The sequence below is a fragment of the Streptomyces ardesiacus genome (genome assembly GCF_003112575.1).
GTDB lineage: Bacteria > Actinomycetota > Actinomycetes > Streptomycetales > Streptomycetaceae > Streptomyces > Streptomyces ardesiacus.
The window spans coordinates 282,384-305,266 of sequence record NZ_BEWC01000004.1; the positions used below are offsets into that span (position 1 = coordinate 282,384).

The 22,883-nt window shown below is 72.9% G+C and carries 19 protein-coding genes and 1 pseudogene; 15 read left to right on the top strand and 5 right to left on the bottom strand.

Going from position 1 to position 22,883, the window contains the following annotated elements:
• Positions 1–48 precede the first annotated feature (48 nt).
• The 3 genes from Sdi02f_RS16280 (at position 49) to Sdi02f_RS16290 (ending at position 4,278) form a co-directional block, all read left to right on the top strand.
• On the top strand, positions 49–1,254 hold the full coding sequence (locus Sdi02f_RS16280) for an alanine--tRNA ligase-related protein (protein ID WP_053664682.1): 1,206 nt from the start codon (positions 49–51) through the stop codon (positions 1,252–1,254).
• Between the two features lie 227 nt (positions 1,255–1,481).
• The gene (locus tag Sdi02f_RS16285; RefSeq protein ID WP_030400432.1) at positions 1,482–3,053 is read left to right on the top strand and encodes a sodium:solute symporter; all 1,572 of its coding nucleotides are present in this window, start codon (positions 1,482–1,484) and stop codon (positions 3,051–3,053) included.
• A gap of 67 nt (positions 3,054–3,120) precedes the next feature.
• On the top strand, positions 3,121–4,278 hold the full coding sequence (locus Sdi02f_RS16290) for an anhydro-N-acetylmuramic acid kinase (protein ID WP_108933544.1): 1,158 nt from the start codon (positions 3,121–3,123) through the stop codon (positions 4,276–4,278).
• A gap of 12 nt (positions 4,279–4,290) precedes the next feature.
• Here Sdi02f_RS16290 and Sdi02f_RS16295 read toward each other — a convergent pair whose 3' ends face one another.
• The 3 genes from Sdi02f_RS16295 to Sdi02f_RS16305 form a co-directional block, all read right to left on the bottom strand.
• On the bottom strand, positions 4,291–5,085 hold the full coding sequence (locus Sdi02f_RS16295) for a DeoR/GlpR family DNA-binding transcription regulator (RefSeq protein ID WP_030400431.1): 795 nt from the start codon (positions 5,083–5,085) through the stop codon (positions 4,291–4,293).
• Positions 5,086–5,167: 82 nt separating this feature from the next.
• The gene (locus tag Sdi02f_RS16300; RefSeq protein ID WP_030400430.1) at positions 5,168–6,526 is read right to left on the bottom strand and encodes a GntT/GntP/DsdX family permease; all 1,359 of its coding nucleotides are present in this window, start codon (positions 6,524–6,526) and stop codon (positions 5,168–5,170) included.
• Positions 6,523–7,935 carry a homoserine dehydrogenase gene (locus Sdi02f_RS16305; RefSeq protein ID WP_108933545.1) on the bottom strand — a complete coding sequence of 471 codons (1,413 nt, stop codon included), beginning with the start codon at positions 7,933–7,935 and terminating at the stop codon, positions 6,523–6,525. Before Sdi02f_RS16305 ends, Sdi02f_RS16300 begins: the two co-directional genes overlap by 4 nt.
• Positions 7,936–8,169: 234 nt before the next feature.
• On the opposite strand from Sdi02f_RS16305, the gene otnK reads away from it, so the two are divergent.
• Together otnK and Sdi02f_RS16315 are read left to right on the top strand one after the other, a co-directional pair.
• Positions 8,170–9,462 carry a 3-oxo-tetronate kinase gene (gene otnK, locus Sdi02f_RS16310; protein WP_108933546.1) on the top strand — a complete coding sequence of 431 codons (1,293 nt, stop codon included), beginning with the start codon at positions 8,170–8,172 and terminating at the stop codon, positions 9,460–9,462.
• Positions 9,459–10,103, top strand: a complete 645-nt coding sequence (locus tag Sdi02f_RS16315; protein WP_030400427.1) for a class II aldolase/adducin family protein — start codon at positions 9,459–9,461, stop codon at positions 10,101–10,103. Before otnK ends, Sdi02f_RS16315 begins: the two co-directional genes overlap by 4 nt.
• Here the strand turns inward: Sdi02f_RS16315 and Sdi02f_RS36440 are convergent.
• A pseudogene (locus tag Sdi02f_RS36440) lies at positions 10,082–10,637 on the bottom strand (DUF1152 domain-containing protein); the annotation flags it as partial. The gene Sdi02f_RS16315 and the pseudogene Sdi02f_RS36440 overlap by 22 nt on opposite strands.
• Positions 10,638–11,099: 462 nt before the next feature.
• Between Sdi02f_RS36440 and Sdi02f_RS16325 the strand changes: the two are divergent.
• Positions 11,100–12,620, top strand: a complete 1,521-nt coding sequence (locus Sdi02f_RS16325) for a catalase (RefSeq protein ID WP_030400425.1) — start codon at positions 11,100–11,102, stop codon at positions 12,618–12,620.
• Positions 12,621–12,665: 45 nt separating this feature from the next.
• Here Sdi02f_RS16325 and Sdi02f_RS16330 read toward each other — a convergent pair whose 3' ends face one another.
• The gene (locus Sdi02f_RS16330; RefSeq protein ID WP_031082255.1) at positions 12,666–13,172 is read right to left on the bottom strand and encodes a cupin domain-containing protein; all 507 of its coding nucleotides are present in this window, start codon (positions 13,170–13,172) and stop codon (positions 12,666–12,668) included.
• A gap of 138 nt (positions 13,173–13,310) precedes the next feature.
• Here Sdi02f_RS16330 and Sdi02f_RS16335 point away from each other — a divergent pair, with 138 nt between their 5' ends.
• From Sdi02f_RS16335 to Sdi02f_RS16385, 9 genes are all read left to right on the top strand, one after another.
• Entirely contained in the window at positions 13,311–13,760 is a 450-nt protein-coding gene (locus tag Sdi02f_RS16335; RefSeq protein ID WP_030400423.1) for an RrF2 family transcriptional regulator, read from the top strand.
• Complete coding sequence (locus tag Sdi02f_RS16340; RefSeq protein ID WP_245962202.1) at positions 13,757–14,692, top strand: DsbA family oxidoreductase; 936 nt, start codon at positions 13,757–13,759, stop codon at positions 14,690–14,692. The genes Sdi02f_RS16335 and Sdi02f_RS16340 overlap by 4 nt, the downstream gene beginning before the upstream one ends.
• A gap of 459 nt (positions 14,693–15,151) precedes the next feature.
• A complete protein-coding gene (locus Sdi02f_RS16350; RefSeq protein ID WP_031184822.1) occupies positions 15,152–16,723 on the top strand; it encodes an ABC transporter substrate-binding protein in 1,572 nt (523 codons plus the stop codon).
• Complete coding sequence (locus tag Sdi02f_RS16355) at positions 16,720–17,694, top strand: ABC transporter permease (protein ID WP_108933547.1); 975 nt, start codon at positions 16,720–16,722, stop codon at positions 17,692–17,694. The genes Sdi02f_RS16350 and Sdi02f_RS16355 overlap by 4 nt, the downstream gene beginning before the upstream one ends.
• A gap of 3 nt (positions 17,695–17,697) precedes the next feature.
• Positions 17,698–18,597 carry an ABC transporter permease gene (locus Sdi02f_RS16360; RefSeq protein WP_031082250.1) on the top strand — a complete coding sequence of 300 codons (900 nt, stop codon included), beginning with the start codon at positions 17,698–17,700 and terminating at the stop codon, positions 18,595–18,597.
• Positions 18,594–19,496 carry an ABC transporter ATP-binding protein gene (locus Sdi02f_RS16365; RefSeq protein WP_030400418.1) on the top strand — a complete coding sequence of 301 codons (903 nt, stop codon included), beginning with the start codon at positions 18,594–18,596 and terminating at the stop codon, positions 19,494–19,496. The genes Sdi02f_RS16360 and Sdi02f_RS16365 overlap by 4 nt, the downstream gene beginning before the upstream one ends.
• A complete protein-coding gene (locus Sdi02f_RS16370; protein ID WP_030400417.1) occupies positions 19,493–20,326 on the top strand; it encodes an ABC transporter ATP-binding protein in 834 nt (277 codons plus the stop codon). The genes Sdi02f_RS16365 and Sdi02f_RS16370 overlap by 4 nt, the downstream gene beginning before the upstream one ends.
• 134 nt (positions 20,327–20,460) lie before the next feature.
• Positions 20,461–21,801 carry an NtaA/DmoA family FMN-dependent monooxygenase gene (locus Sdi02f_RS16380; protein ID WP_108933548.1) on the top strand — a complete coding sequence of 447 codons (1,341 nt, stop codon included), beginning with the start codon at positions 20,461–20,463 and terminating at the stop codon, positions 21,799–21,801.
• Between the two features lie 11 nt (positions 21,802–21,812).
• Complete coding sequence (locus Sdi02f_RS16385) at positions 21,813–22,883, top strand: LLM class flavin-dependent oxidoreductase (RefSeq protein WP_108933549.1); 1,071 nt, start codon at positions 21,813–21,815, stop codon at positions 22,881–22,883.

Consider the following 22,883-nt stretch of genomic DNA (forward strand, 5'->3'; position numbering starts at 1 on the left):
GTTCCGTTCTCCGGTGCCCCTCCCGCCCCGAAGCGAAGGAGTCACCCCATGGACACCGAGCACGTCGTCCGCACGTTCGTCGAGTACTACGAGGACCACGGCCACCGCCGGATCACCGGCTCGACGCTGCTGCCCGAGCCGGGCGACCCCGTGCTGTTCACCAGCGCCGGCATGCACCCGCTCACCCCGTACCTGGAGGGCCGCCCCCATCCGCTGGGCCGGCGGCTGGTCAACGTGCAGCGCTGTCTGCGCACCACTGACCTGGACGAGGTCGGAGACCGCACCCATCTGACCGTGTTCCAGATGCTCGGCACCTGGTCGCTGGGCGACTACGAGGGCCCGACGAGTCTGGAGTGGGCCCACCGCCTGCTCACCGAAGGGCTGGGCGTCGACCCGGGCCTGCTGCACGCCACCGTGTACGGGGGCGGCGAGCAGGCCGGGCCGGACACCGAGTCCCTGCGGCTGTGGCAGGAGCTCGGTGTTCCCGTGGAACCGACCGAGGACGACAACTGGTGGTCCAACGGGCCGGTGGGCCCGTGCGGTCCCGACTCGGAGATCTTCCTGTGGAGCGGCGACACCCCGCCCCGCTCCACGCCCACCGGGGACGACCGCTGGGTGGAGGTGTGGAACCACGTGATGATGCGCCACCGCCGGCTGGAGGACGGCCGTCTCGTGCCGCTTCCGCAGCGCAACGTCGACACGGGCATGGGTCTGGAACGGCTGGTCTCGCTGCTGCAGGGCAGGCCGTCGGTGTTCGACTGCGACGTCTTCGAGCCGTGGCGGCGGGTGCTGCCCTCCCTGTGGCCGCTGGACGAGCCGTCGTTCCGGGTGGTCTGCGACCACCTGCGGTCCGCCGTGGTGGTCGTCGGCGACGGGGTGCGTCCGGCCAACACCGGCCAGGGCTACGTGCTGCGCCGCCTGGTGCGACGGCTGCTCACCGTGCTGTGGCGGGACGATCCCTCGCGCGGGCTCGGCGACCTGCCCGAGGAGCTGATCACCCACACCTCGCACCACTTCCGGCAGGCCGTGGACCCCGGCCTCGTACGGCGGCTGCTGGTGGAGGAGGAGCGCCGGTTCCGGCGGCTGCTCGAACGCGGCCGCCACGTGCTCTCCCGGCCCCGCTTCCGGGGGCCGCTGGGGGAGGAGGACTTCCGCTACCTCCACGACACCCACGGTCTGCCGCGCGAGCTGGTGACAAGCCTGCGCGGGGACGAGGACCCGCGGGGGGACGGCGTGGAGTCCGTACGGCCGTGACGCCCCGTCGGCCTCTGCGCGGGCACTCCCCACGCCCGCAGCGGACGGCACCGCAGGTCTCGCCGCGGGCGGTGGCCGGGGAGGGCGAGCGGCGCGGACGCGCGTGAGGACACCGGCGCGCGGGGCAGTCCTCATTAACATCCGGAGGGCGGCATTCCCCGTCCCGGACGGCCGACCGGCCCTCTCCCCACGCCGGCTACCCCACCGGCCCGTGCCTAGGAGCAAGCGTGCGCCAGCTCGACCTCGTGGTGATCGTGGTCTATCTGATCGGGATCGCCTGGATCGGCCTGCGGAAGGCCGGCCGCCAGAAGTCCTCGAAGGACTACTTCGTCGGTGAAGGCCACATGCCGTGGTGGGCGGTCTCCTTCTCCGTCGTGGCCACCGAGACCAGTGTGCTGACGGTGATCAGCGTCCCCGGCGGCGCCTACAGCGGCCAGGCCTTCGGCAACGTCGAACTCGCCCTGGGCTACGTCCTCGGACGCGTCGTCGTGGCCACCGTGCTGATCCCCCTCTACAAGCGCGGCGGCTTCGTCAGCGCCTACCAGTACCTGGGCGACCGGTTCGGCCCGAAGCTGCAGGGCCTCGCGTCGGTGACCTTCGTGTTCACCCGGCTCCTGGCCGAGGGGGTGCGGCTGTTCGCCTCCGCCATCCCGATCAAGCTGCTGCTCGACGAGTTCGGCGTGCACGCGAGCTACCGCGTCATCATCGTCGTGATCACGCTGATCACCGTCGTCTACACCTACCTGGGCGGGATCAAGGCGGTCATCTGGACCGACGCCATCCAGATGATCCTCTACCTCGGCGGCGCGGTCCTCGCCGTCGCGGTGCTGTCCGCGCACGTCGGCGGCGACGGCTACGCACGTGCCCTGGACGCCGGAAGGTTCACGCTCTTCGACACCGACTTCGGCCTCGCCCACATCCTCACCAGCCCGTTCGCCCTGCCCACGGCCCTCGTCGGCGGCGCCATCTTCGCCATGGCCTCGCACGGCTCCGACCAGCTCATCGTCCAGCGGGTGCTGGCGACCCGGACGCTGCGCGAGGGGCAGAAGGCCATGATCGCCTCGGGTGTCTTCGTCACCGTCCAGTTCGCCGCCTTCTCGCTGGTCGGCGCGCTGCTGTGGTCGTACAACCAGGGCCGGTCCTTCTCGGAGCTGGGGCTGTCCAGCTCCGACAACCTCTATCCGGAGTTCATCCTGCACGGGCTGCCCGTGGTGGTCTCGGGTCTGCTCGTGGCCGGCATCCTGGGCGCCGCGATGGGCTCGCTGTCCTCGGCGCTGAACTCCATGTCGAACTCGACGGTCGCCGACATCATCCACAGTTTCTTCCGCAGTACACCGTCCGAGGAGGCACTGCTCCGGCTCGCCCGCTGGACGACGCTGGTGTGGGCGACGCTCATGGCCGTCTTCGCCTGCGCGTTCAGCGCGAGCACGGGCAACGTGTACCTGACCGGCCTGACCATCGCGGGCTACACCTACGGCGCGCTGCTCGGCGCCTTCCTGCTGGGACGGCTCGTCGCACGGGCCAACGAGGCCGACTCCGTCGTGGCCTTCCTGGTCACCGTCGGCGTGATGACGTACATCGTGCGCGGGGTGAAGATCGACGTCACCACGGGCGGCACCACGGTGTCCCAGGCGATCGCGGCCCAGTGGCTGGTGCCCGTCGGCGTGGTGGTCACCCTCGTCGTCGGCGGTGCGCTGAGCCTGTTCCACCGGGCGCCGGAGCCGGGGCGGAGCGCGTCGGCCGGCGAGGGGCCGGGGGCGGGACCCGACCGGGCGGCCACGACGGCCGACCGCGCCTGATCCCGGCCGGCCCGACCCACCCTTCGCGGGAGTACCCGGTCCGACCAACCCTTCGCAGGAGTACGTCGTGCGTGTGATCGGCCTAATGTCAGGCACGTCCTACGACGCCGTCGAGGCGGCCGCCGCGGATCTCGAACTGAGGGGCGAGGCCCTGGAGATGCGTCCGCTCGGCCATCTTTCCTCCCCCTGCCCCGACCGGCTGCGCGACCTGATCGCCGGCAGCCTGCCGCCGTCGGCGGTGACGGCCCGCACCGTCGCCGAGCTGGACACCGGCATCGGGCAGGCGTTCGCCGACGTGGCCGTGCGGGCCGTGCGCGAGCTGTGCGGGGGCGGCGCCGACCTGGTGGTCTCGCACGGGCAGACCCTGTACCACTGGGTCGAGGACGGCACCGTGCGCGGCACCCTCCAGCTCGGCCAGCCCGCCTGGATCACCGAGGCGACGGGACTGCCCGTCGTCTCCGACCTGCGCAGCAGGGACGTCGCCGCCGGTGGCACCGACGCCCTCGCCCTGGCGGCGCTGCCCGGCGTGCCGGCGGCCCTGAACCTCGGCGGGATCGCCAACGTCACCGTCGTCGCCCCCGGCGCCCCGCCGCTGGCCTTCGACACCGGGCCCGCGAACGCCCTGATGGACGCCGCCGTACGGCACTTCACCGACGGCGCCGCCCCGTACGACGAGGACGGGCGCGGGGCCGGTGCGGGCCGGGTCGATCCGGCGCTGCTGCGCGTGCTGCTGGACGACCCCTACTACGGCCGGCCTGCGCCGAAGAGCACCGGCAAGGAGCACTTCCACCTGCCGTACCTGCTGCGGGCGCTCGCGGCGGCACCCGTGGCGCGGCCCGAGGACGTCCTGGCGACGCCGGCCCGGCTCACCGCCGTCACGGTGGCCGACGCCTGCCGTGCGCACGGCGTCACGCGGCTCGTCGTGTCGGGCGGCGGCGCGCACAACCTCGTGCTGACCGGCATGCTCGCCGAAGAGCTGCCCGGGGTGTCCCTCGGCCCCAGCGACGCGCTCGGGCTGCCGTCGGACGCCAAGGAGGCGCTGGCCTTCGCCCTGCTGGGGTTCCTGACCGTCATCGGCCTGCCCGGCGCGCTCCCTTCGGGTCCGGGGGCGCGCCGGGCGGCTCTGCTCGGCACCGTCACGCCGGGACGGGAGCCGTTGCGCCTGCCCGAACCGGCCGGCCGGCCGCCCCGGCTGCTCCGCGTCACCGGCGGGCCCTCGTCCTGAGCGGCGCCCGGGTCAGGGCCGGGCCAGGACGAGGGACGAGCCGCCGGCCCGGATGCCCTCGGCCGCGGCGTCGGTCAGGTCGGTGTCCGTGACGATGGTGTCGAAGGCCGTCAGCGGTGCCACGCGGTAGCGGCCGAAGGTGCCGTACTTGGACGAGCCGGCCACCAGGACGGAGTGCGCGGCCGAGGCCATGGCCGCCTGTTTGACGTCCACCTTGGGTTCCGACGGGGTGGTGGTGCCGCGGAGCAGGTCCCAGGAGCTGGTGCTGATGAAGGCGATGTCCAGGGCGAGTTGCCGCAGGGTGTCGGCGGCGAGGCGGCCCACGCTGGAGCGGTTGGAGACGTCGACGCGGCCGCCGACGTGCACCAGTTCCAGGTTCTCGGCGTCCATCAGCCGGCCGATGGTGGTGAAGTCGTTGGTCACCACGGTGAGGTGCGGCAGCCGGGCGAGGGCGGGAGCCATGGCGAGCAGGGTGGTGCCCGCGTCGAGGTAGACGGTCATGCCGTCCTGGACCAGGCGGGCGGCCTCGGCGGCCATCGCCCGTTTCTGCGGCTGCTCGACCTCGGACTTGTCGAGGAAGCCGGGTTCGGTGCTGATGGTGCTGGCGATGCGCACTCCGCCGGGGACGGAGAAGACCAGGCCGCCGCGTTCGAGTTCGGCGATGTCGCGCCGCACGGTCATGTGGGAGACGCCGAGCAGCCGGGTGATCTGCTGCACGCTGAGCACCCCGTCGCGCCTGAGGTGCTTCAGCAGTTGCTCGCGGCGCTGGTCGGGGATGAGCGGAGGCTGCTCGCCGTCCGAGGTCATGGTCTGGTCTCCCTTCGACCGTGCTGACGTTAGCGGATGATCATGCCGGTGACGGCCGGGACCGTCACCGGCGGGCGCGCGCTCAGCCGTGCACGACGGTGCTGAGCAGCATGACGCCGGCGAGGCTGAGCAGCGACTGGACGGACAGCATGAGGGTCCAGGTCCGGAAGGTCTGCGCCACCGACAGCTGGAAGTACTCCTTGAACAGCCAGAACCCGGAGTCGTTGACGTGGGAGAGCATCACCGCTCCCGAGGCCGTGGCCAGCACCATCAGTTCCGGCGAGGTGCCGGGCGAGGCACTGAGCAGCGGCGCGACGATGGCGGTGGCCGCGGCGGTGGCGACGGTCGCCGAGCCGAGGCAGATCCGCAGCAGGGCGGCGACCAGCCAGCCCAGCAGCAGCGGGGGTATCGCCCAGTCCACGGCGTAGTCGGAGATGAGCTGGTCGATCCCGGTCTCGGTGAGCATCGCCTTGAAGCCGCCGCCCGCGCCCAGGATCAGGATGATCGCGCCGACCGGGGCGAGCCCCTTGGAGGCCATCTTCTGCAGCTGGCCGAGGCCGAAGCCGGACCGTACGCCGAGGGCGAAGAAGGCGAAGACCACGGCCGCCAGCAGGGACAGCACCGAGGAGTTGCAGGCGTCGAAGAACTGGTACGGCAGGGTGCCCTCGGCCGTGTTGGCCGTGCCCAGGGTGCCGATGAGCATGAGGCCCGGCGGGAGCAGCACGGTGATGAGCGCGAGGGTGAAGGAGGCCGGCTTGCGCGGGTGCTCGGGCTCGGTGCTGACCGACTGGACCGGGCCGCGGTCGAGGTCGGGGGCGGGGCCGAACCAGCGGCTGACGACCCGGGTCAGCAGGGGGCCGGTGAGCACGGCCATCGGGATGCCGATGACCAGGCCCCACAGGATGGTGAGGCCGGTGTTCGCGCCGTACGCGGAGACGGCGAGGGTCGGCGAGGGGTGCGGCGGCAGCAGGCCGTGCGACACGTAGAGGCCGGCGGCCATCGGCAGGCCCACCCACAGCAGGTGGGTGTTGCTGCGCTTGGCGACGGTGTACACCAGCGGCACCAGCATGACGAAGCTGACGTCGAACAGGTGCGGCATGCCGATCAGCAGTGCCGCGGCGGTGATGGCCGCCGGGATCCACTTCACGGGCCGGGAACCGATGAAGACGGTGGCGATGCGGTCGGCGCCGCCGGAGCCGAGCAGGATGCCGCCCAGCAGGGTGCCGAGGCCGATGGTGGGACCGCTGCCGCCCAGGGTGTCCCCGAACCCGTCCTGGAAGGCCTCGACGGCACGCACCGGGGCGATGCCGGAGGCGATGCCGAGCCCGAGGGCGGACAGGGCGAGCGCCAGGAACGGGTGCAGCTTGGTCTTGGTGATCAGCAGGACCAGGACGACGACGGCGGCGGCACCGAGGAGGAGGTGCTGGAGGTCGGTGCTCATACGGTGGGCTCTCCTTCCGTGCCCCGGGGGCAGCCGCGCGAGGCGCGGCCGGCCCGCCAGGCACTCAGCAGGCCCGGGTCCGGGTCGGCCAGGTCGGCCACGCGCAACAGCTCACCCGCGGCGACCGGCCGGGCGAGGGTGGCGTGGGCGGCGAGGTAGAGGGGCGCGACGTCGTCGGGCGCGTCCTCTCCGCGCAGCAGGACGGCCCGTACGCCGGTGACGTCGTGGTGGTGGCCGCCCATCGCGAGCACGCTCCCGGCGGGCAGGCCGGTACGGACGCGGCCGGCGAGCACGGCGTACGAGCGGGGGTCGGTGCCGCCGGAGGGGCGGTGGTGGAGCACCGCCGAGAGCAGGCTGACCGGCGTCTCGACGCCCATGAGGTGGTACGGCAGGTAGATCGCGGCGTACCGGCCGTCCTTGCTGAGGACGTGGCCCTTCTGGCGCAGCGTCTCCCAGGTCACCGGGTCGTCGGTGCGGACGACGACGAAGACGCCGCCCGCGAAGGACGCCTCGCCGGGCAGGCGCAGCGCGCTGAAGACGTCCACGGCTCCGTCGCGGGCCAGGACGCCGCCTTCCTCGCGGGGGCGGTAGACGTCGGCGAGTTCGGCGATGCGGGCGACGGGGTAGTGCAGGCGTTCCGTGTCCGGGCGAAAGCCCGTGTTGTTGGCGACGACGGCCATCTCGCAGTAGTCCGCCGTGGCGCCGGTGGGCAGGCCGGCCACGGCCGCGGCGCGGGCGTCGAGGGTGGCCCGCACGTCGTCGCCGAGTTCGAGGAGCCCGGCGAGCGCCGGTGCGGGCACCGTGGTGTCGAGCTGGGTGACGGTGCCGGCCTCGGGGTCGAGCACGAGGTCGTACTCGGTGGACTTGCCGATGGCCACGATGTCGAGGCCGAGCAGTTCGGCCCAGGTCACCAGGCCGATGAGGTTGGCGGGCTGGTCGCCGTCGGCGGTGGTGTAGACGAGGCCCCGGGCGGCGGCGAGGTCGGCGAGGTGGAGCCCGGCGACGGAGTCGACCTCCTTGCTGACCATCGCGACGTGGCGGTCGGCGGCGAGGGCCGCCTCGGCCATGGCGAGGCCGTCCGCGGGGCTGCCGGTGGCCTCCACGAGGATGTCCCAGGGGGCCGCGGTCAGGAGCGCGGCGTCGGCGACGAGGGCGATGCCGCCGCGGGCGACCGTGTCCGCCACGGCCGCCGCGTCGTGGCACTCGGCCGGCTGTGCGGCGTCGTGTCCCAGGTCGTCCAGCATGGCGCGCAGCCTGGACAGGTCGCGGTCGCACAGGACGGCCGGGACGAGGCCGGGCAGGCGGCGGCTCTGGGCCAGGAGGGTGCGCGCGAATCCGCCGCCGGCCCCGGTCAGTGCGTAGCGCACCGTCCGGCCGCCGCTGTCGGCGAACAAGTGGTGCAGGTTCATGAGGCCCTCCTGAATGAGCGCGCAAGGTGGTGGCAGGGGCTAGGTGGTGGCAGGGGCTTCTCGCGCGGTCGACGGGGCGACGGTGTGCCGTGGGACGCGCGTTCCAGAAGCAGCGGATGAACATTGTGTATCACCAGATCCCACTTGCGTAAAGTCTGTTAACATAATTTCACAGATCATCACGGGTGGCCGTCGGCCGCACCAGGAACCCGGACAGCAGAGCAGGAGCACGTGATGCCGACCCTCGGGGCCATCGCAGACGATTTCACCGGCGCGACCGACCTTGCGACGATGCTGGTCGCCCGCGGCTTCCGGACCGTGGTCGCCGTCGGCGCCGACGCCGTCGCCTCCCCCGCGGAGCCGGACGCGCCGGACCGGTGGGCCGACGCGGACGCCGTCGTGGTGGCGCTGAAGTCCAGAACGGCTCCCGTCGCGCAGGCGGTGCAGGAGTCGCGCCGGGCACTGCGTGCGCTGCGGGCCATCGGCTGCCGGCGCTTCTACTTCAAGTACTGCTCGACGTTCGACTCCACGCCCCGCGGCAACATCGGTCCCGTGACCGACGCACTGCTCGCGGAGACCGGCGAGCGGCGCACGGTGGTGGTCCCCTCCTTCCCGGCGACCGGGCGGACCGTGTACCGGGGGCGGCTCTTCGTCCACGACGACCTGCTCGACGAGAGCCCCATGCGCCACCACCCCCTCACTCCGATGCTGGACTCCCGCGTCGACCGGCTGCTGCGGCCGCAGACGGACCACCCGGTCACCCGTGTCGGCCTGGACACCGTCCGGGCCGGTGCCGACCGTCTCCGCGCCGAGCTGGACGACGAGGCGCACGCCGACGCCCTGGTCGTCGTGGACGCCGTCGACGACGAGGACCTGCGCACCGTCGCCGCCGCCACCGAGGACTTCGGCCTGGTGACCGGCGCCGCCGGACTCGCCGCGGGACTGACCGGCCCGCATCCGGACCAGGCGCGCGCACGTGCCGCCTCGCGTCCGGGGGACCCCGGGGTCGTCCTCGCGGGCAGCGCCTCCGCGGCGACCCGGGCCCAGGTCGCCCACGCCCTCGTACGGCTGCCGCACCGGCGGCTCGACCTGACCCTGCTCCGCGGCGACTTCGGCGCCGCCGTGGCCGGCCTCACCGCCTTCGTGCGCGACCAGTGGGCCCACGACCCCGCCCGGCCGCCCCTGATCTACGCCGTCGCGACGCCCGAGGACGTCGAGACGGACACCCCGGCGGGGGCGGAACCGCCGTCGGTCCTGGTGGAGAGGGCGCTCGCGGCCTGCGCCCGGGAACTGGTGGACGCCGGGGCCCGACGGCTGCTGGTGGCGGGCGGCGAGACGTCGGGGGCCGTCGTCACGGCGTTGCGCGCCCGCACGCTCGCCGTCGGGGCACCCATCGCCCCGGGGGTCGCCTGGGCCCGCACCGAGGTGCGCCCCTCCGGTGCCGCCCACACCGTCGATCTCGCCCTGAAATCGGGGAACTTCGGCGGCACCGACATCTTCACGCAGGCATGGGAGCAGCTGGTATGACCGCCCTCGCACACGAACTCGTCGGGGCGGCAGCCCACTTGGCCGCGCTGGGACTGAGCCCCGGTTCCTCGGGCAACGTCAGCGCCAGGGAGGGCGACCGCGTCCTGATCACACCGACCGGCACCGACCTCGCCGCGCTCGATCCCCGGAACCTGTCGGTGCTCGGCCTCGACGGCACCCACCTCGACGGACCGGCGCCGTCCAAGGAGTACCCGCTCCACCTGGCCTTCTACCGGCGCGAGCGGGCCACCCGGGCCGTCGTCCACCTGCACTCCCGGCACGCCGCCGCGGCCTCCTGCCACGCGCCCTGGTCCGAGCGCAGCGCGCTGCCGCCGCTGACGCCGTACTTCGTCATGCGGGTCGGGCAGATACCGCTGCTCCCCTACGCCCCGCCCGGCGACCCCGCGCAGGCCGCCGAGCTGGAGCGGCTCGGCTTCCCCTGCCGCGCCGCGCTGCTGCAGAACCACGGCCCGGTCGTGGCGGGCACGTCGCTGCGCGCGGCGACGGAGGCCGCCGTGGAGGTGGAGGAGGCCTCCGCGCTCCACCTCCTCCTGGGGGACCGGCCGGTACGCCACCTCACCGCGGCCGAGGCGACCGCGCTGGCCACGAAGTACGGCACCTACTGGGAGCCGGCGCACTGAGCCCAGTGGGGGAAGGCGGGGGGCGGGCGGGTCACGACGGACTCCCCGAACTCGCCGATGCGGGAGTGCACTTGGCGCATCAGACGGGTGTCCTCGATCCGGTCCAGGTACCGACAGCGGGCGGCGAGGCCCGGCAGGTCGAAGGCGAAGTACAGGGACAGCAGCGAGTTGACGAACAGCTCGCTGCCTCGGGTGCGTCCGGTGAACCGGACGTCGCCGAACTCGCCCCGGACGGCCGCCGCGACGGAGCCGTTGACGATGCTGGGACGCTCCGGCGTGTGCTCCTGGGCGTGGGCCGGCGCGTCGAGGCGGAGCGCGCCCTCACGGGTGGTGCGTGAACGGAGAACGCGCCCAGGTAGGCCCCCGCGCGCTCCAGGACGGCGATGTTCTCCAGGACCTGCACGTGGTTGACGCCGTGGTACGCGTCGAGGCCGAAACCGGGCGAGACGACGAGGCGGGGAGGCCGTCCAGCGGGGCCGGCGCCGCCACGCCGGTGAGGCCCTCCTCCGGGGTCCCCAGTCCCGCCAGCGAGCCGTGCGAAGAGCGGGTTCGTGTGCAGAGTTGTCATGCCGGTCATGGTGCCGGTGCGCCTCTCGCCCCTGCCGGGCGGGACCGCACGGCCGGCGGTACGGCGACGAGGGGGACGGGCGCGCCGCGTGTGCGCGGGAGGGGGCCGCACGGAGCCGGTCCCGGGGGCGCAGGTCCGCGTCACCACTGCCGCCGTCTCCGCTTGCGAGGGCCGTGCGGCGGCGGAGACTGATACGGACGACGGCACTTTGGAGGTCCTGGACGGATGGGCGAGCACGCGGTGCGTCCCGGCGCCGGGACGCGGCACGGCCGGCGGGCCGACGGTCGTCGCCCCGGGGCCGTCCGCCCCGGGCCCGGCCCCAGCGTCGGCGGGAACGCCCTGCCGGGCGGGCCGGAGCGGACCCCGTGCGCCGTGATCGTGCCGCGCGGTCCCCGGGCGTCAGCCACTCCCCGACGAAAGGCAGTTCCATGACGGACACCCCGCCCGCCACCACCACGGACTCCGGCGCGCCCGCGGAGAGCGACGAACACTCGCTCACCGCGGGACCGGCGGGTCCGGTCCTCCTCCAGGACGCCTACCTCATCGAGCAGATGGCGCAGTTCAACCGGGAGCGCATCCCCGAGCGCCAGCCGCACGCGAAGGGCAGCGGCGCCTTCGGCCACTTCGAAGTGACGCACGACGTGAGCGCCTACACCAAGGCGGCCGTCTTCCAGCCGGGCACGCGCACCGACCTGGTCGCCCGGTTCTCGACCGTCGCGGGCGAACGCGGCAGCCCGGACACCTGGCGCGACCCCCGCGGCTTCGCGGTGAAGTTCTACACCAGCCAGGGCAACTACGACATGGTCGGCAACAACACGCCGGTGTTCTTCGTCAAGGACCCGATGAAGTTCCAGCACTTCATCCGGTCGCAGAAGCGCCGGGCGGACAGCAACCTGCGCGACCACGACATGCAGTGGGACTTCTGGACCCTCTCGCCGGAATCCGCGCACCAGGTCACCTGGCTCATGGGTGACCGCGGCATCCCGCGCACCTGGCGCCACATGAACGGCTACACCTCCCACACCTACATGTGGATCAACGCCTCGGGCGAGCGCTTCTGGGTGAAGTACCACTTCAAGACGGACCAGGGCATCGAGTTCTTCACCCAGGACGAGGCCGACCAGATGGCGGCGGCCGACACCGACTACCACATGCGGGACCTCTTCGAGCACATCCGCGACGGCGACTTCCCGAGCTGGACACTGCACGTACAGGTCATGCCGTACGCGGAAGCCGCCGGCTACCGGTTCAACCCCTTCGACCTGACGAAGGTGTGGCCGCACGGCGACTACCCGCTGATCCCGGTCGGCCGCATGACGCTGGACCGGAACCCGACGGACAACCACGCCGAGATCGAGCAGGCGGCCTTCCAGCCCAACAACCTGGTCCCCGGCATCGGCCCGAGCCCGGACCGCATGCTGCTGGCCCGGCTCTTCTCGTACGCCGACGCCCACCGCCACCGGATCGGCGCGAACTACCAGCAGCTTCCCGTGAACGCTCCGGTGGTCGACGTCCGCACCTACTCCAAGGACGGTGCGATGGCCTACCGGAAGACGACCGACCCGGTCTACGCGCCGAACTCCAAGGGAGGTCCGGCCGCCGACACGGAGCGCTTCGGCACGCCGCCCAGTTGGGAGACGGACGGAGCCATCACCCGGACGGCCTACGTCAGCCACGCCGAGGACGACGACTGGGGGCAGCCGGGCACCCTGGTGCGCGAGGTGATGGACGACGCGGCCCGGGACCGGCTGGTCGACAACGTGGTGGACCACCTCCTCAACGAGGTGACCGAACCCGTGCTCCAGCGGGCCTTCGCGTACTGGTCGAACATCGACAAGACCATCGGCGACCGCATCGCCAAGGGCGTCCGGGCCAAGGCGGGCGAGAAGGACTTCAAGGCCGCCGAGCAGCGCAACCCGGCCCGGCAGTCCATGCAGGACAAGGCCTGACCCTCCGCCGGACGCCGGCCACGGGGCACCCGCCCTCCCGGCCGGTCAGTCCTCGCGCACCGGAAGCGCGTACAGGCCCGGCAGGTTGACCACGATCGCCTCCTGCGTACTGCGGGCGATGACGACCACCGCCTCGTCGGCCGGGTCGGGATTCTCCTCCCGGTGCGGGACGAACGGGGGGACGAAGACGTAGTCGCCGGGGGAGGTGCGCAGCCGCACCTCCTGCGGGCGGTCCTGCGAGTCGTCCAGGAACACGAATTCGGGATGACCGCTGACCACGTAGATGGCGGTCTCCGACGCTCCGTGGTGGTGGTCGGAGGAGGAGGTCGACGGGGCGACGTGGGTCTGGCCCATCCACAGCTTCTCGGAGCCCACCGCACGCCCGCTGACCGCCGCGAACCTGCGCATGCCGCCGGTCTGCGCCGTGCCGCCGTCCAACGCGTCGGCGCGGATGTGGTGCAGGCGGCTGCGCAACGGGGTGACCTCGGGTGCGGGGGCGTCGTGCAGGTGGGGGTGGAAGCCCTCGCCGGGGGCTGTCAACGGCTCGCTCATGGCGGGGACGCTAGAAGGGTGCCGAAAAGGATGTCAAGAGGTGTCCATTGCGTTTCACCTGCGGCAATGTTGCCGCAATGAAGGTACGCAGGCGGTGAAGGCCCTGGGCACGGCGGCGGTGTCGGGCATCATGGGCGCATGCATATCTCCGCGAAGGCGGACTACGCCACGCGGGCCCTTCTGGAGCTCGCCCGTGAACCCGCCCGCCCGTTGACCTGTGAGGCCATCGCCTCCTCGCAGCGGATCCCGTTCCGTTTCCTGAAGTCCGTCGTGGGCGAGCTGCGCCGGGCCGGCCTGGTCCGCAGCCAGCGCGGCTGCGAGGGCGGCTACTGGCTCGGCCGGCCCGCCGACGAGATCACGCTGCTGGACGTCTCCCGTGTCGTGGACGGCGAGTTGCTCACCCTTCGGGGCGAGGCCGTGGCGGCGCTGGACTATCCCGGGGCCGCCTCCGGGCTGCCCGACGTGTGGCGCCGCATCGAGGCGGACGCGGCGGCCGTCCTCGGCGGCGTGACGGTGGCCTCCCTGCTGCCGGCCGGTGACGTCCTGGCCGGGGCGGGCGGGGCGCCGGCCGCGAAGGGTGCCGCGTGACGGCGGTGCCCGACGGACCGCTCGCCGGGACGCCGGGGACGACGGAGGTGGTCGAGTACACCGATCCGCTGTGCCCGTGGGCGTGGGGCTCCGAACCCGTCTTCCGGTGGCTGCGCGCCGCCCTGCCCGCCGGGGTCCGCCGGCGCCGCGTGTTCTGCGTCCTCTTCGACGAGGACGACGACCCCGCACCCGACCCCGCGGCCGAGACGGCCTGGTACGCGCGGTACGTCGAGGACGTCGCCCGGCACACCGGCGCTCCCCGGGCTCCCCGGCTGCACCGGGTGGCGGCGAGTTCGTGGCCGGCCTCGCTGGTCGCCAAGGCCGCCGAGACCCAGGGGGCGGACGTCGCCGAGCGGGTGCTGCGGCGGCTGCGGGAGACGGTCTTCGTCCTCGGCGTGCCGGCCGACACCCATGAACTGGCGCTCGCCGCGGTACGGGGCGTGCCGGGCCTGGACCCGGCCCGGCTGGCCGCCGACGCGCTGTCCGACGCCGTACGGGAGCGGGTGCGGGCCGACCGGAGCGAGGCGCGGCGGCCGGTGCCCGGGGCGAGGTCGGTGCCGGGCGGTTCGCCGCACCCCGGTGCCGCCAAGGAGACCGGGGACGGCGGCTACCGGTACGCGCTGCCCACGGTGCTGGTCCGGGCACCGGGCGGCCACCGGCTGGTCCCCGGACTGCGTCCCCGGGAGGCGTACGCGGCCGCCGTCGGCGAGATGTGCGCGGGGGTGCCGCTCGTGGCCGTGCGGCTGTCGCCGGACGAAGCCCTGCTGCGCCACCGGTCCCTGACCGGGCCCGAGTGGGAGTTGTTGACGGACGGCGGGGAGCCCCCGTCGTGGGCGGTCCGCGTCGAGACGGGCAACGGGCCGCTGTGGCTGCACCCCGAGGAGGCGGCGACCCACCCCGCGACCCGGTCCGGCTCCACCGCCGGACGGTGACAACGCTCTGATCTGCGAGGGAGCCCGTCCCGCCCAATGAGACACCAATTGGTGTCCATTGACAGGCGCTCAGGACTGCCCCCAGGATGTGCACCATGCTCACGACGCACCCCGCCGTGGTGTGCCGCTACGTGGACCTGCGGCGCACCTGCAGCGCTCTCTGTCGCTGACCGACCGCCGCGATCGGCCCGGCGGCGCCCGGCCCTCCGCACGGGCCCGGCCCGCCGCCCCCGCCTCCCGGCGCTTCGCCGTCCCCTCCCCCTCCCTCTTCTCCCCCGCCCGGGACGACGCCCGTCACGCGTCCCGCCGTGCGCCTGACCTGCCCTGACCCGCACTGCCCTGACCGTCGCTCCCGCATGTCCGCGCCGACGTCAGGTCCGCCCGTGCGACCGCCCGTTGCCCCGTAGCCGCGCCCCGGCCTGCCCGGACGCGGCCGCGGACCGTCACAGAAAGTACGAGATGCCCGGACGACTCACGCCCCGCCGCCCCGGACCGCGGCGCCGCTCCCGCCGACTGCGTGCCACCGCGCTCGGCGCCGCCCTCGCCACCGTGTGCGTCCCCGCCCTCAGCGCGTGCGGCGGTGACGCGGCCTCCGCGAGCGGCGACGCCACCCTCAAGTGGACCTCCACCTACTTCCCCGCCCACTGGGACCCCGTGGTCGGGGGAAGCGGTGCCCAGTTCCGCGAACTCTCCCTGGTGTACGCCTCGTTGACCCGCACCGACGCCGAGGGCAAGGCCGTCCCCGACCTCGCGGAGAGCTGGGAGTACAACGACAGGGGCGACCGGATCACCTTCCACCTGCGCCCCGGGCTGAAGTTCAGCGACGGCGAGCCGGTCGACGGCGCCGCCGTCAAGGCGGCCGTGGAACGGGCGCAGAAGCAGAAGAACTCGGCGCTCTTCGGCGATCTCACCTCGATCGCGTCGGTGGACGCCCAGGGACTGGACGCCACCCTTCACCTCAACCAGGTCGACTACCAGATACCCCAGTTGCTCGGCCAGCGCGTCCTCCAGATCGCGAGCCCCAAGGCCGCCGCAGCACCGGAGAAGCTGGACCAGAACCCGGTCGGCGCCGGTCCGTTCACCGTCACCCGGATCGTGCCCGGCACCAAGGCGGTGCTCAAGAAGAACCCGGACTACTGGGACGCGGAGAACATCCACATCGACCAGGTCGAACTCACCTCCGCGCCCGACGCCTCCACGGTCGTCTCCGGTTTGCAGACCGGCGTGTACAACTTCGCGGACATCGACCCCAGCCAGGCGGACGCCGCGAAGAAGGCAGGCCTCGACGTCTTCGTCCAGCCCGGGTTCAACGCCTCCAACATCAGCCTCAACATCAACAAGGCGCCGTTCGACGACGACAAGGTCGTCGACGCCGTGCGCCACGCCGTCAACCGCCAGGAGTTCGTCGACAAACTGACCTTCGGCTACGGCGAGGTGACCAACCAGCCCTTCCCCCAGGGGTATGTGGCCTACGACCCCGAGTCCGAGGACGCCTACCCCTACGACCCCGCCCAGTCGAAGAAGCTGCTCGCCGAGGCCGGCTACCGGGCCGGTGACATCAAGCTCGACCTGGTGATCCCGGCGGAGGACCCGCAGGCCGAGATCGTGCAGTCGCAGCTCGGGAAGGTGGGCATCACCGTCGACATCAGGATCGACAAGAACTGGGCCACACCCTTCTTCGCCAAGGACCTCACGTTCTCGCTCTACGGCACCACCGGCCGGGACTCCGCCGCCCAGACGCTCACCGCGCACTTCGGACCCGACGGACCGCTCAACCTCAGCTCCCCCTACCAGCCGGAGGGCTTCGAGGCGGCGGTCGCCAAGGTGCGGCGGACCCCGCTCGACGCACCCGAGTACCCCGAGGTGCTGCGAGCCGCGACGCGGGCGGGCCTGGGCAGCAAGGCCCTGGTCTTCACGTACTCCTCGCCCAACCTCCTCGCCAAGAGCAAGTCGGTCTCCGACCTGCCGAAGAACCCCGCCCACATCGACTGGACCGGCGTGACCATCGGCGGCAAGGGGGCGACCCCGTGAGGGCCGGCCGGACGCTGGGCCGGGTCCTGGTGACCCTCGCCCGGTCGGTCGCGATCTTCGTACCGGTGTTCCTGGTGGCGACCTTCGTGACCTTCGCGCTGCGCTCGATGAGCGGCCTCAGCCCCGCCCGGATCCAGCTCGGCGAGGAGGCCACGCCCGAGGCGATCGCCCGGGTCGAGGCCCAATGGGGCCTGGACCGCCCGTTCCTGGTCCAGTACGGCGACTGGATCGGCGGCGTCCTGCACGGGCAGCTCGGCTCGAGCTGGACCAACGGCGCCGACATCTCCGCACTCATCGGTCTCGGTCTGGGCGTCAGTCTCTCCGTCGCGACGTTCGCGCTGGTGATCGGTGTGGTGGTGGGCTTCGCGCTCGGCACGCTCGCGGCGCTGCGCCGCACCACATGGGTGGACCGGGCGGTCACCGGGTTCGTCACGGTGATCTCGGTGATGCCCGCGTTCGTGGTCGGCATCGTGCTGGTCGCGGTGCTCGCCGTCCAGTTCCGCCTCTTCCCCTCCGCCGGATACGTCCCGGCGGGGCAGGGTCTCGGGCCGTGGCTCGCGCACATCACGCTGCCGGCGCTGGCACTGAGCCTCGACGTCGTCGCCGACGTCGCGCGCCAGCTCCGCTCCGGTCTCGTCGCCGCCTACCGGGAGAACTACGTGACGGGCGCGGTCGTACGGGGGCTCGGCCCGCGGCGCATCTTCTTCGTGCACGTGCTGCGCAACGGGCTGGGACCGGCGCTCGCCACCCTCGGCCTGAAGTTCCCGGCGCTCGTCGGCGCCTCCGTGGTGACCGAGTGGATCTTCGGTCTTCAGGGCTTCGGGCGTTTCGCCAACGACTCCGCCCAGGCCGGTGACGTACCGGCCGTGCAGGGGGTCCTGGTGGTGTCGATCGCGCTGGTCGTCGCCTTCAACCTCGTCGTCAACCTGGTGCTGGCGCGTGTCACGCCGGCTTCGCAGAGGGGGGTGTGACACATGGTGCGTCGCGTCCTCTCGCTCACCTCCGGACGCATCGCCGTCGCCATCCTGACGGCGGTCGCGCTGCTCGCGGTCCTCGGGCCGCTGCTCGCGCCGCAGGATCCGCTGGCCACCAGCGACAACACGCTCGCCGCCGCGTCCGGCGGCCACTGGCTGGGCACCGACTACCTCGGCCGGGACGTGCTGAGCAGGCTCCTCGACGGCTCGCGGGTCAGCGTGCTCGGCGCCCTCCAGGTCGCGCTCACGGCACTGGTCGTGGGCGCCGTCCCCGGGATCCTGTCGGTGTACCTGGGCCGGGTCTTCGAATGGATCACCCTGCGGCTGGCCGACACGCTGGTGGCCCTGCCGTTCCTGCTGTTCGCCGTCGCCGTGATCGCGCTGCTCGGCAACGGGCTGACACAGGCGATGCTGGTGACCGGCGTACTGGTGTCACCCCTGTTCTACCGGGTGTCCCGCGCCGCCACCCTGGCCGTGGCCCGCTCGCAGTACGTCGAGGCGGCGCTGATCTCCGGCGCCTCGATCGGCTGGGTCGTACGGCGCCACGTCTGGGCCAAGGTGCTGCCGCCGATCGCGGTGGCCTTCGCCCAGACCATCGGCACCGGCTTCGTCATCGTGTCGAGCCTGACCTTCCTGGGCATCGGTGTGCAGCCGCCGGAGCCGACCTGGGGCGGGCTGCTCGCCTCCGACCTCGGCTACCTCAGCCACCGGCCGTGGGCGCCGCTGACCCCGGCGCTGCTGATCATGATCACCGTCTGGGCCGGCAACCTGCTCGCGGACGCGATCCGCGACGTGTCGGGCGAGGCGGGGCGCGCCCTGCTCAGGGGCCGCGGCGCCCGCACCGGCCGGACGGACCGGACCGGACCCACCGAACCCGCCCCCGCCGGAGGTGCGCGATGACGACCGTGTCCGAGAAGCTCCTCACCCGGGCCGAGGAGAGCGGCACCCGGGGTCCCGCCGGTCCGCCCGGCCCCGCCGTGCCCCTGCTCTCCCTGCGTGACGTGCGCATCGCCGACGGCGGCGACGGGCGCGAGATCGTGCACGGCGTCAGCTTCGACCTCACCCCCGGCAAGGTGGTCGGCATCGTCGGCGAGTCCGGCAGCGGCAAGACCCTCACCTGCCGGGCGGCGCTGGGCATCCTGCCCGACCACTTCGCGATCACCGGCGGTTCGGTCGAGATCGAGGGCACCGACATCTCGGCCCTCACGCCGGCGCGGTGGACCGCGCTGCGCGGGGCCACCATCGGCGCGGTGTTCCAGGATCCGGCGTCCTACCTCAATCCGTCGCTGCGCATCGGCAGGCAGATCGCGGAGGTCGTCCGGGTCAAGAAGGGCCTCGGGCGCCGCGCGGCGCGGGAGCGGGTCCTCGCCCTGCTGCGGGCGGTGCACCTGCGGGACCCGGAACTGGTCCACGACCAGTACCCCCACGAGTTGTCCGGGGGCATGCTCCAGCGCGTGCTCATCGCGGCCGCCGTCGCCGCGGACCCGCGGATCCTCGTCGCCGACGAGGCCACCACCGCGCTGGACGTCACCGTGCAGGCGGAGATCCTCGACCTCCTGGCCGACCTGCGCGACCGCGCCGGGCTCGCGCTCGTCGTCGTCTCCCACGACCTGGCGGTGGTGGCCCGGCTGTGCGACGAGGTCCTGGTCATGCGGCGGGGCGAGGTGGTCGAGCAGGGACCGACCCGCAGGGTCCTGGACGACCCGCGGCACGCGTACACGCGGCTGCTGATCAGCGAGCACGAGCAGTACGGGCTGGAGAAGTTCCTCGGGCCCGCGGCATCGAAGGGGGAGGCATGAGCACCGGTACCCGCCCGGTCCTGGACGTCACCGGGCTCGACGTCCACTACGGCGGGCGGCGCCGGCGCCGCCGGGTCCTGCACGGCGTCTCGCTGAGCGTCGCGCCGGGCGAGACGGTCGGCCTCATCGGCGAGACGGGCTCGGGCAAGTCGACGCTCGCCCGCACCGTGCTCGGCTTGGTCCGGCCCACCGCCGGGTCCGTGGTCCTCGACGGCGAGGACGTCACCGCGTACGGCGCCCGCCAGTGGCGAGAGCTGCGCCGCGGCGGGGTGGTCCAGTACGTCTTCCAGGACCCGCTGCGCAGCCTCGACCCGGACCTCACCGTCGAGGCCTCGCTGACCGAACCGCTGCTCGTGCGGGGCACGTCCCGGGCGGAGGCGGCGGCACGGGTGCGGTCCTTCCTGCCGCGCGTGCGGCTGACCGAGGACCTGCTCGGCCGGCTGCCGGGCGAGCTGTCCGGCGGTCAGCGGCAACGGATCGCGGTGGCCCGCGCCCTGGTCACCGACCCCCGGCTGGTCATCCTCGACGAGCCGGTCAGCGCCCTCGACTCCGCCAACCGGGTCCAGGTCCTGGAGATCCTCAAGGAGCTGCGCGCGAGCGGGGTGGCCCTCGTCTTCATCTCCCACGACCTCGGATCCGTGGCGGGGATCGCCGATCGCATCGCCGTGCTGTACCGCGGCGAACTGGTCGAGGTGGGTGCCGCACGCGACGTCGTGGGACGGCCGGAGCACCCGTACACGCGGCTGCTGGTCGGTTCGGCGCCGACGCTGCGCGGCGCCCCGGCCGACCGCGCCGAGCGCGCGGCCCTGCGCGCGCTGCTCCCCGCCTGACCGGCCCACCTCGGTTCACAGCCAGCAGTCAGCAATCAGCCGTCGGCAGTCGGCAGTCGGCAGTCGGCAGTCGGCAGTCGGCAGTCGGCAGTCGGCAGTCACTGAAGCCTCTTCACGACAGACAGGAACGAACCATGTCCCGAAGGATCCATCTCGCCCTGCACCCCTACGGCGTCGGCGGTCCCGGCCAGCACGGGCTGTGGAAGGACCCCCGCGTGGCCAAGAACGCCAGCATCGACATCAACTACTACATCGGGCAGGCCCAGGCGGCCGAGCACGCCCTGTTCGACGCCCTGTTCATCGTCGACAGCCAGTTCATCAACGCCACCTACCCGGCGCACTACCTCAACCGGCTGGAGCCGCTCACCCTGCTGTCGGCCGTCGCCACCCACACCCGGCACATCGGCCTGGTGGGCACGGCCAGTTCGACGTACAACTCGCCCTTCAACCTCGCCCGCCGCTTCGCCTCGCTCGATCTCATCAGCGGCGGCCGGGCCGGCTGGAACGTCGTCACCAGCTTCGACACCGGCACCTCGCGCAACTACGGGCTGGACGAACACCTCGACTACGCCACCCGCTACGGCCGGGCCCTGGAGTTCGTGGAGGTCGCCCGCGGGCTGTGGGACTCCTACGAGGACGACGCCTTCCCGGCGGACGTGGCGCGCAACGTCTTCCTCGACCCGTCCCGGCTGCACGAACTGAACCACGAGGGGGAGCACTTCAAGGTCGCCGGACCGCTGAACGTCTCGCGCTCCGCTCAGGGCCAGCCGGTCATCTTCCAGGCCGGTGTGTCGGAGGAGGGACGCGACCTGGCCGCGCGGGTGGCCGAGGGCATCTACGCGCCGGGCGGCTCGCTGGAGCAGGCACAGGACTACTACGCCGACATCAAGAAGCGGACCGCCGCGTACGGCCGGGACCCCGACCACATCAAGATCTTCATCCACGGCGGTCCGGTCGTCGCCGCCACCGACGAGGCGGCCCGGCGCAGGGAACGGGAGATCTTCGAGGAGGACAACGACTTCGACCGCCACCTGGCGCTGCTCGGCCGTTCCTTCGGCGCCTACGACTTCAGCGTGCACGACCTGGACGCGCCGTTCCCGGACGTCGCCCACCTCGCCGAGAAGGGCGGCCGGACGGGCGCCGCGCAGATCATCGAGCGGGCACGCAAGGAGAACCTGACGCTACGTCAGGTGGCCCAGTCGGTCGCCGAGTTCCGCCGCTCCCCCTTCGTCGGAGCTCCGGAGACCGTGGCCGACACCATCGAGCGGTGGTTCGAGGCCGGCACCTTCGACGGGATCAACCTCGCCTTCCGCACCCAGGAGGAACTGGACCTCTTCGTCGACGGCGTGGTGCCGATCCTGCAGAAGCGGGACCTGTTCCGCACCGAGTACGAGGCCGACACGCTGCGCGGCAATCTGGGCCTGCCGGTCCCGGCCAACCGGCACACCCTCCGGCGCCGTCCCGCGAACGGCTGAGGGGGCCTGGCATGACCGGCGAGCGACCCCGTTTCAGGCTCGGCTTCCTCACCCACGTCCAGGGGCGCGGCACCGACCTCGCCCGCACCTACCGCGACGCCCAGGACCTGTTCGTGGTCGCCGACGAACTCGGCTTCGACGTCGGCTGGGTGGCCCAGCACCACGTTCCGCTCGGCGGCGGCGGACTGTCCTCCCCGTGGACCTTCCTCGCGCACGCCGCCGCGCGCACCACCCGGATCCGGCTCGGCACGGCGGTCACGGTGCTCCCTTTGGAGGACCCGGTCCGCCTCGCCGAGGACGTCGCGACCGTCGACGCGCTCAGCGGCGGGCGGGTGGAACTCGGCGTGGGCAGCGGCTCCGGCGACCTGGAGTACGCCGCCTTCGGGCGGGACGCGGCCCGCAAGCGCGAACTGACCAGCGAGCACCTGGACGTCCTGCGGCGGGCCCTCGGCAACGAGGAGGTCGGCGCTCCCGGCTTCCGCGTCCAGCCCGCGCCCGGCGATTTCACCGACCGGATCTGGCAGGGCGTGTTCAGCCGGGGCGGAGCGGTCCACGCGGCGGGCGGCGGATCCAACCTGCTGCTCAACCGGGCCGCCTACGGCCACGACGCACCCACCGACGAGGTGCAGCGTCCCTGGGCGGACGCCTTCCTGGCCGCCTGGAGCCGCCCCCGCGGGCCGCGCATCGGTCTGTCCCGCCTGGTCTTCCCGGCGAAGGACCGCCGCACCGCGCTGCGGCACATCGGGGACGACGTGCACCGTGCGGCGCTGCGCATGGCGGAGCACGGCGCGTTTCCCGAGGGGCTCGGCGCGGAGGAGGCGCTGCGCCGCTTCCACGCCTTCCACGGATCCCCGGAGGAGATCGTCGCGGCCTTCCGACGGGAGAAGGTCCTGCCCCTCACGACCGATCTGATCACCCAGTTCAACCCCGCAGTGCCCGACCACGACGCCACGGTCCGGGCGCTGGAGCTCATCGCGACCGAGGTGGCACCCGCCCTCGGCTGGAGCCCGGTGCCCCGCGACCAACCCGCACCCGCACCCGCACCCGCACCCGCACCCGCACCCGCACCCGCAGGAGTCTGA

Bases quoted from the DNA above. Each gene is read 5' to 3' on its own strand.
- Sdi02f_RS16280 (WP_053664682.1), top strand. From the start codon at position 49: ATGGACACCGAGCACGTCGTCCGCACGTTCGTCGAGTACTACGAGGAC.
- Sdi02f_RS16295 (WP_030400431.1), bottom strand. From the start codon at position 5,085: ATGACCTCGGACGGCGAGCAGCCTCCGCTCATCCCCGACCAGCGCCGC.
- Sdi02f_RS16300 (WP_030400430.1), bottom strand. From the start codon at position 6,526: ATGAGCACCGACCTCCAGCACCTCCTCCTCGGTGCCGCCGCCGTCGTC.
- Sdi02f_RS16305 (WP_108933545.1), bottom strand. From the start codon at position 7,935: ATGAACCTGCACCACTTGTTCGCCGACAGCGGCGGCCGGACGGTGCGC.
- otnK (WP_108933546.1), top strand. From the start codon at position 8,170: ATGCCGACCCTCGGGGCCATCGCAGACGATTTCACCGGCGCGACCGAC.
- Sdi02f_RS16315 (WP_030400427.1), top strand. From the start codon at position 9,459: ATGACCGCCCTCGCACACGAACTCGTCGGGGCGGCAGCCCACTTGGCC.
- Sdi02f_RS16325 (WP_030400425.1), top strand. From the start codon at position 11,100: ATGACGGACACCCCGCCCGCCACCACCACGGACTCCGGCGCGCCCGCG.
- Sdi02f_RS16330 (WP_031082255.1), bottom strand. From the start codon at position 13,172: ATGAGCGAGCCGTTGACAGCCCCCGGCGAGGGCTTCCACCCCCACCTG.
- Sdi02f_RS16335 (WP_030400423.1), top strand. From the start codon at position 13,311: ATGCATATCTCCGCGAAGGCGGACTACGCCACGCGGGCCCTTCTGGAG.
- Sdi02f_RS16350 (WP_031184822.1), top strand. From the start codon at position 15,152: ATGCCCGGACGACTCACGCCCCGCCGCCCCGGACCGCGGCGCCGCTCC.
- Sdi02f_RS16360 (WP_031082250.1), top strand. From the start codon at position 17,698: ATGGTGCGTCGCGTCCTCTCGCTCACCTCCGGACGCATCGCCGTCGCC.
- Sdi02f_RS16365 (WP_030400418.1), top strand. From the start codon at position 18,594: ATGACGACCGTGTCCGAGAAGCTCCTCACCCGGGCCGAGGAGAGCGGC.
- Sdi02f_RS16370 (WP_030400417.1), top strand. From the start codon at position 19,493: ATGAGCACCGGTACCCGCCCGGTCCTGGACGTCACCGGGCTCGACGTC.
- Sdi02f_RS16380 (WP_108933548.1), top strand. From the start codon at position 20,461: ATGTCCCGAAGGATCCATCTCGCCCTGCACCCCTACGGCGTCGGCGGT.
- Sdi02f_RS16385 (WP_108933549.1), top strand. From the start codon at position 21,813: ATGACCGGCGAGCGACCCCGTTTCAGGCTCGGCTTCCTCACCCACGTC.